The 4687-nt window shown below is 60.3% G+C and carries 7 protein-coding genes; 2 read left to right on the top strand and 5 right to left on the bottom strand.

From position 1 onward, the window contains the following. Positions 1 to 156: 156 nt before the first annotated feature. Both BRA62_RS01430 and BRA62_RS01425 read right to left on the bottom strand, forming a co-directional pair. Positions 157 to 330, bottom strand: coding sequence for a type II toxin-antitoxin system Phd/YefM family antitoxin (locus BRA62_RS01430; protein WP_292364293.1), 174 nt, complete (start codon positions 328 to 330; stop codon positions 157 to 159). A 104-nt stretch (positions 331 to 434) separates the two neighbouring features. Further along, entirely contained in the window at positions 435 to 1916 is a 1482-nt protein-coding gene (locus BRA62_RS01425) for an ATP-binding protein (RefSeq protein ID WP_292364291.1), read from the bottom strand. A gap of 362 nt (positions 1917 to 2278) precedes the next feature. On the opposite strand from BRA62_RS01425, the gene mntA reads away from it, so the two are divergent. Then, complete coding sequence (gene mntA / locus BRA62_RS01420; protein WP_292364290.1) at positions 2279 to 2746, top strand: type VII toxin-antitoxin system MntA family adenylyltransferase antitoxin; 468 nt, start codon at positions 2279 to 2281, stop codon at positions 2744 to 2746. A gap of 39 nt (positions 2747 to 2785) precedes the next feature. After that, on the top strand, positions 2786 to 3157 hold the full coding sequence (hepT, locus tag BRA62_RS01415; RefSeq protein ID WP_292364288.1) for a type VII toxin-antitoxin system HepT family RNase toxin: 372 nt from the start codon (positions 2786 to 2788) through the stop codon (positions 3155 to 3157). A 435-nt stretch (positions 3158 to 3592) separates the two neighbouring features. Here the strand turns inward: hepT (BRA62_RS01415) and BRA62_RS01410 are convergent, their stop codons facing one another. The 3 genes from BRA62_RS01410 to BRA62_RS01400 all read right to left on the bottom strand — a co-directional run bounded on the left by BRA62_RS01410 (position 3593) and on the right by BRA62_RS01400 (position 4578). After that, entirely contained in the window at positions 3593 to 3799 is a 207-nt protein-coding gene (locus tag BRA62_RS01410) for a YgiT-type zinc finger protein (protein ID WP_292364294.1), read from the bottom strand. Positions 3800 to 3966: 167 nt separating this feature from the next. Further along, entirely contained in the window at positions 3967 to 4356 is a 390-nt protein-coding gene (hepT, locus tag BRA62_RS01405) for a type VII toxin-antitoxin system HepT family RNase toxin (protein WP_292364287.1), read from the bottom strand. A gap of 30 nt (positions 4357 to 4386) precedes the next feature. Continuing rightward, the gene (locus BRA62_RS01400) at positions 4387 to 4578 is read right to left on the bottom strand and encodes a hypothetical protein (protein ID WP_292364285.1); all 192 of its coding nucleotides are present in this window, start codon (positions 4576 to 4578) and stop codon (positions 4387 to 4389) included. Positions 4579 to 4687 lie beyond the last annotated feature (109 nt).

The raw sequence follows: 4687 nt of genomic DNA, 5'->3' as shown, positions 1-4687 counted from the left end.
CGTCCGGAAAGCCGATCTCAGCTCGCCGACGACGGCGAACTTTCTCCCCTCCCCGACGCCGACCCGGGTTCTACGTGAGACCCTCTCGTGCGGCACGCCCGCAATGTCGTTCCCGATACTCGCCTTGAAGCGCGTCTCATACGGAGCCGTGAAGATTCAGAAGCGCTTTTTCAGTTCTTCGAACGTAACGGTCGGTTCTTGACGCCGTTCCGCCACCACGGCCGGATCATGGAGATCCTCCCGCAGCCGCCCGTACCCGTCAAGGGGAAGGATGACTGCAACCCGCTCTCCATGTTCGTCGACGATATACAGTTCTTTTACAGCGCCCATCGTTTCGACCCTCCTCGTATTTCTGGGTATGATCCGGGTTATATAAGCACCGAGCGCTGCAGGCGTGCGATGGATCCACCCCAGAGATGCCGGGCGGCACGGGATCAGAGCATCCGCTCTTCCGGCCGGGGCGCCGCCCCGGCCCCTCCCTGCCTGCGCCTTTCGGCCAGGTACTCCCTTGAGCGCCGGGCGATGTCCTGCAGGTCGCAGACCAGGTACCCCTCCCGTATCAGGTCCTCCTTCCCCTCGATGCTCTTTGCCACCAGGGCGTAGCGTTCATTCCGGTCCCCGTTCCTCCATCGCACCGCGCCGGCCTTCTCCCGCAATGCCGCAAGGATGCGCCGGGCCTGGCGGCGGGTGAGGGCGGACCATTTGCACTCGCAGAAGAGGACGCTCCCGGAGGCCTCGTCCAGCCCCACCAGGTCGATCTCCGCCTCCTTCTGCCACCACCGCCCCAGTCGTGACCAGGAGGCATCCGGAAAGAGGATGCCCCTGCGGACGAGGTCCTCACAGAGGAGTTCGAACATCCCTCCGCAGTAGGGAGCGATCTCCTCCCTGATGGATGAGAGCACCTCCCGGCTCTTTCCCGTCTCGGTCTCCGCCCTTCGGGGGTACACAAAGCGGAACCAGAACGTAAGGTAGGGATCGGTCAGCCGATAGTGCCTCCTCCGGTAGCCTGCGTGTGCGGTCACCGGCACCTCGTCTTTGATAAGGTGCATACGCGAGAGTACGGCAAGGTACTTGGAGGCCAGCCCTTTATCCAGCCCCGTCTCCTGACAGAGAGACGACAGGGTGGTATATCCGGCGGTAAGAGCGCGGAGGATCGCCATGTAGTTCCCTGCTTCACGGAACTCATACTGCATCAGGAGCTCCGCTTCCGAGTACAGGTATGCACCTTTCCTGAGGATCTGATCCTCCACATTCTCCCAGAGAGAGCGGTCCGGGCGGAACATCCGGAGATAGGCGGGGATTCCCCCCAGCATGCACCAGACTGTGACCAGATCCTCCTCGTCGTAGGGAAGGAACTCCCGGAGGTACGGATAGGGGAGAGGCTCAAGCTGCCACTGCCCTGTCCTTCTGCCGTAGAGCGGGCTTGCGTACCCGAGCACGTCGGTCTCCATGGTGCTCACCGATGACCCCGAGATGATCAGCATCACCTGCTCCCGGGAGAGAACCATGTCCCACACCTTCTGGAAGAGGGAAGGCGTGGCCCTGTCTCTGGCGATCAGGTAGGGGAACTCGTCGATGACGATCACCGCTTTCCCCCCCGATGATGGGGAAAAGTTCCGGTGCCGGACCAGAGCCTTCATCACCGCCTGCCAATCCGGATAAACACTCCGCTCAAAGTCCGGATCATCCAGGTACTCCCCTGCATAATGGGAGAAATCCCGGATGTTGCGTGCGGTCCCTTCTTCCGAGGCCAGGAAGTAGAACCCCGGCACCGCCTGGAGAAACCGGGCAAGAAGTGCGGTCTTACCCACCCGCCGCCTTCCGTACAGGATCAGGCACTCCGGTACCGGGGAACGGTACCGGTCCGTGAGAAACTGCAGTTCCCTCTCCCGGTTCACAAAGATATGTTGAGTCATAAGTATACTACTTTATGCTCAACATGTACTTATGCGTGTTGAGCGGACCTTCTGGGTATCAGACTCCGGGCACAGCTGTCGCGTATTGACGATCTGCAGGGGCCTCTTCTGACGGCGTGCAGTTCCGGAGAGGCTCTGCTCGTATCTAATCAGGGCATCTTCCGCGCCCGAACAGTTCCTCCCGCTCCCGCCGGCTCATCCCCCTCGGGAGCCGCCTCCGGGATGCGCTCCGGAGAGGCTTGAAACCCGCCGACGGTCGCCCCGGCCGTGCTGGTTCTTCATCCGCATCTCGCTCTGCGGGAATCATGCAAGCCCGAGCGGTTGCGGAGGAACTGCGAACACCGCATCCGCGATCTTCCCGGATGGGCGCAAAGATCATTATCGTCGACGCCGACCACTCTACGATGAGACCCAGGAATCTCTCTCCGGATGAGAAGCAGCGACTTTCTAACCTTCTCGCCGCCCTGCTGTCGGAGAGGGAGGAGATTCTCTTTGCCTACGTGTATGGATCCTTTCTGCACGGTGCCTTCCGCGATATCGACATCGGCGCCTTTCTGCAGGACGGCAGCAGCGGACTGGCCGATCCGCTCCGGTATGAGATGGCGCTCGGGCAGGAGCTGGAAGGCAGTGCAGGAGTACCCATCGACGTCAGAGTCCTGAACATTGCGCCTCTGCCGTTCGCCTATTCGGTTCTGCAGGCCGGAGAGGTGCTCGTTTCCCGCGACGAGCGGGCACGCTGCGACTTTGTATGCAGGATCTATGCTCACTACCACAATTTCGCATACTACAGGAAGCGTTACCGGAGGGAAGCGCTTGGTCTCGTACGATGATGAGAAAGTCACCGCACTTTCATCAGAGCTGATGCAGGCATGCGAGCGCTTGAAAGGACTCGGCCACATGCGGAGAGAGGTCGCTACCAGGGATCCTCCCTGGTCGCCAGCGCGAAGTACCACCTCATCGTCGGCATCGAGGCTGCCATCGATCTCGCCAACCACGTGATTGCGAAGAACCGGTGGAGAGCGCCGGAGGATTACGCAGATACATTTCGCATCATGGAGGAGCATGGATTCTTTGATACGGAGTTTTCGGCCGGTCTTCAAGGGATGGCCCGGTTCAGGAACCGTTTGATTCATATCTACCGGGATATCGATAACGAAACCATTTACAACCTCCTCCAGGAGGATATCCGCGATATTGAACGGTTTCTTACTGATTATCTCCGCACCCTTCAGAAAGAGTGAGAGGGCGGCCGGACGTAAGAGCCACGCCCGCTCGAAGCCGTCCTCGCCGGGTAACTCCCCGATCAGCTCGAGCGGCAGGAGGGCGGGTGCCTTTCGGGACGACGGCGGACCCGCCGCCGCCCGCAGAGCACAACGAGCTTCGGCTCCTTCGCCGATACCGCTCGTGCAGGAGGGAACGTTCCCGGTGCCGGTTCAGGAATACACTCATACGTAGCATACTATGTTTATGCCCGGGCACCTCGAACGTCGTGATGATCGGTCTCCGGCCGTCTTCCGGCGGGAATTCTGTGCATCCGTTACCGGATGCACGAGCCTCACGCCGGATGCGTGGGGTTTCTTCCAGGTACAGCGCCGTCGCTTCCTTGAGCTCCCGCCCTGCGGCCGGTCGCACCTCTTCTACCGTCCTGCCCCGGCGAACGGTGCTGGCTCTTCTCCTTATACGGTGAGCTCGACCTCGCCTGCCGCAAGGGGACGGCAACAGATCCTGCCGCCGTGGACATCCTTCAGCACGGCATCGATCTTCCGGGAGGCTTCTGCACGGTAATACGCCTCGCCGCACCGGTCGCAGATGAATGCCGGGGCCTCTTTGATGATGATCTCGTCCCCGACCCGTGCGATAAACTCATTTTTTCCTTCGTGCAGTGTTCCTTCACCTGCAGCAGTTCTTCCGGACGGCGAAGGGGGACGACCTTCCTGCCCCCGGAATATGCGCCGGGGATGCCGTCGCCGGAGACGGGGGAGAAAAAGGGTGCACCCGGAGCCGAAATGAAGGCCGGAAGAGTCGGTTACGCACGTTCGTGAGGGGCACCCTACGGGTCAACCGAACTCCGACCACGGAGATGCTCCTGTACGGCATCGAGGAATGCTTTGAGAACACCGAGATCCTGTTGCAGAATCGCATAGACCTGCTCGAGATCCAGATCCCGGTGGATATGAACCAGGACATTGCGGAGCCCTGCCAGAGCCAAGAGATCGCGGGTAAGCGGTTCGGGGAGAATCCCGCTCTCGCCGAGGATGAAAGTTTCCCGGTAACTTGCAGGCTTCCGGAGCCGCTCTTCTGCGATCAGATCGGTCGCAATATCGATCGCAGACTGGATACCGATCATCATGGCGTGAAAAACCATATTCCGGGTATCCCGATCGGAGAAGAACTGCTCCGCGGGAGATGCGTTGATACTGTTCCCAATCTCCTGCCGCATCCCGAAGCTCCCGCATATGGTGAAGAATTCTCATCGGGTCACCGGTGCAAGAAGCGCCCTGTCCATCCTGTCGTAGAGGTGCTTGAGATCGAGGTACTTCGCCAGTACATCAGCCTCAAATGCAATCCGCAGGCTCTCGTCCCGGGCAAAGACAAGCCGTCCCGTCTTCACCACCTCATACTGGAACTCCACGGGCGCCGTATTGAGAATCCGGAGATCCACCTCGTACCTCGGCGTGATGCATCGCTCCAGATCGGATGCGATCCTCATGGCAATACTTGAAGGGTTCGTATGGCTCCCTCTCCCCGGAGACGAGCAGCGCTATGTCGAT

Origin of the sequence: Methanoculleus sp. UBA208, assembly GCF_002498065.1 — an archaeon.
In the GTDB taxonomy this organism is placed as follows: domain Archaea; phylum Halobacteriota; class Methanomicrobia; order Methanomicrobiales; family Methanoculleaceae; genus Methanoculleus.
Note: the sequence above shows the minus strand (reverse complement) of the source record. Positions and strands in the feature narration are given on the sequence as shown.

Coding starts and splice junctions, on each gene's coding strand:
- BRA62_RS01430 (WP_292364293.1), bottom strand. CDS start 330: ATGGGCGCTGTAAAAGAACTGTATATCGTCGACGAACATGGAGAGCGG.
- BRA62_RS01425 (WP_292364291.1), bottom strand. CDS start 1,916: ATGACTCAACATATCTTTGTGAACCGGGAGAGGGAACTGCAGTTTCTC.
- mntA (WP_292364290.1), top strand. CDS start 2,279: ATGGGCGCAAAGATCATTATCGTCGACGCCGACCACTCTACGATGAGA.
- hepT (WP_292364288.1), top strand. CDS start 2,786: ATGCGAGCGCTTGAAAGGACTCGGCCACATGCGGAGAGAGGTCGCTAC.
- hepT (WP_292364287.1), bottom strand. CDS start 4,356: ATGCGGCAGGAGATTGGGAACAGTATCAACGCATCTCCCGCGGAGCAG.